Origin of the sequence: Variovorax glucosi, from assembly GCF_051216695.1 — a bacterium.
Lineage (GTDB): Bacteria > Pseudomonadota > Gammaproteobacteria > Burkholderiales > Burkholderiaceae_C > Variovorax.
In genome coordinates, this window is record NZ_JBPJZE010000052.1 from 1 (window position 1) to 1,631 (window position 1,631).

Consider the following 1,631-nt stretch of genomic DNA (forward strand, 5'->3'; position numbering starts at 1 on the left):
AGCCGGCACTCGGCGTCGGTGTGCTCGCCGAACAAGCTGCCCAGCCCGTGGGCCGCGTGCTTGTGCTCGCCGCTCTGCGATGCCTGCTGCACCTGCACCGCCGCCTCGGCATGCGAGAGGCCCGGCACGTGCAGCGACCGGTGCATGACCCCCAGCGTGCCCGCGATCCACAACGCGAACGCCAGCGCAACGATGAACGTGCGCGACGAACGGGAGGGAGACTGGCGGGCCATGCGCAGGGGTCGGGAGGCGATCAGGCCTTCAAGCGAGAGGCGAAGGTCTTCTGGAACTTCTCGACCTTCGGGCCCACGACGAATGCGCAGTAGCCCTGGTTCGGGTTGTTCAGGAAGTAGTCCTGGTGGTAGGCCTCCGCCGTCGAATAGTTGGCGAGCTTTGCCACTTCAGTCACGACGGGCGAGTGATAGGTCTTGCTGGCCTCGATCTCGCGGATGACCCCTTCGGCCACCTCTTTCTGGGCGTCGCTGGTGTAGTAGATGCCGCTGCGGTACTGGGTGCCGACGTCGTTGCCCTGGCGATTGAGCGTGGTCGGGTCGTGCACGACGAAGAAGATTTCGAGGATTTCGCGCAGGCTGATCTGCGCCGGGTCGAATTCGAGCTTCACCACCTCGGCATGGCCGGTGCGGCCGGTGCAGACCTGCTCGTAGGTCGGGTTGACGGTCTGGCCGTTGCAATAGCCCGATTCCACGTCCAGCACGCCCTGAACCCGGTCGAACACCGCCTCGGTGCACCAGAAGCAGCCACCGCCCAGCACGATGGTTTCGGTAGGCGACGATGAGGTGGACATGGTGCTGCTCCGGCAGGTTGGGGAAAGACGAACCCGATATTGTCGCGGCTTGACGTGACGGATGCCGGTCACTACATTACTAACCCGCGAGTCATTAACACCATGCCCACGCCCCGCTCCTTCGTCGAAAAGATCTGCCCGGTGCACGCCAAGCGCGAGCGCCGGAAAGAGGCGCGTCCCGGCGAACTGCTGGCCGCCGCGCTCGATCTGTTCGTCGAAAAAGGCTTTGCCGCCACCCGTTCCGAGGAAGTAGCGGCGCGCGCCGGCGTCTCCAAGGGCACGCTCTTTCTCTACTTTCCGAGCAAGGACGAGCTGTTCAAGGCCGTGGTCATGGAAAACCTCGGCGGCCGTTTCACGGAGTGGAATGCCGAGTTCGAGGCCTTCGAAGGCACCACGGCCGAGATGCTGCGCTACTGCATGAACGTGTGGTGGGAGCGCGTCGGCAAGACCCAGGCCTCGGGCCTGACCAAGCTCATGATGAGCGAGGGCGCCAACTTTCCCGAACTGGCCGAGTTCTACCGCCGCGAGGTGGTCCGGCCCGGCCACGAACTGCTGCGGCGCATTTTCCAGCGCGGCATCGACAGCGGGGAGTTCGCGCCGACGGATGTCGACCATGCGATCTATTCGGTGGTGGCGCCCATGGTCTTCCTCATGCTCTGGAAGCATTCGGCCATGGTCTGCGTCGACGGCGCATCGGCCCTAGACCCCGAAAAGTACCTCGCCATCCAGGCAGACGTGGTGCTCAACGGGCTCAGCGCACACCCCGGAAGGCCGACCCTGCCGACGGTGTCACCGGCGGCACCTAAAATTGAAGGTTTGTCCTGAG

The 1,631-nt window shown here is 64.4% G+C and carries 2 protein-coding genes and 1 pseudogene; 1 reads left to right on the forward strand and 2 read right to left on the reverse strand.

The genetic code is table 11. The annotated features are described in order from the left end of the window. Together ACSFA3_RS22745 and msrA are read right to left on the reverse strand one after the other, a co-directional pair. Nucleotides 1-233, reverse strand: a pseudogene (locus tag ACSFA3_RS22745) (hypothetical protein); the annotation flags it as partial. Nucleotides 234-253: 20 nt separating this feature from the next. Beyond that, nucleotides 254-805: a peptide-methionine (S)-S-oxide reductase MsrA gene (msrA, locus tag ACSFA3_RS22750; protein ID WP_435471083.1), complete on the reverse strand. Its 552-nt coding sequence runs from the start codon at nucleotides 803-805 to the stop codon at nucleotides 254-256. Between the two features lie 102 nt (nucleotides 806-907). Here msrA and ACSFA3_RS22755 point away from each other — a divergent pair, with 102 nt between their 5' ends. Then, on the forward strand, nucleotides 908-1,630 hold the full coding sequence (locus ACSFA3_RS22755) for a TetR/AcrR family transcriptional regulator (RefSeq protein WP_435471081.1): 723 nt from the start codon (nucleotides 908-910) through the stop codon (nucleotides 1,628-1,630). The last annotated feature ends 1 nt before the right edge of the window (nucleotide 1,631 follow it).

Excerpts from the sequence above, each read along its gene's own strand:
- msrA (WP_435471083.1), bottom strand. The coding sequence starts at position 805 with ATGTCCACCTCATCGTCGCCTACCGAAACCATCGTGCTGGGCGGTGGC.
- ACSFA3_RS22755 (WP_435471081.1), top strand. The coding sequence starts at position 908 with ATGCCCACGCCCCGCTCCTTCGTCGAAAAGATCTGCCCGGTGCACGCC.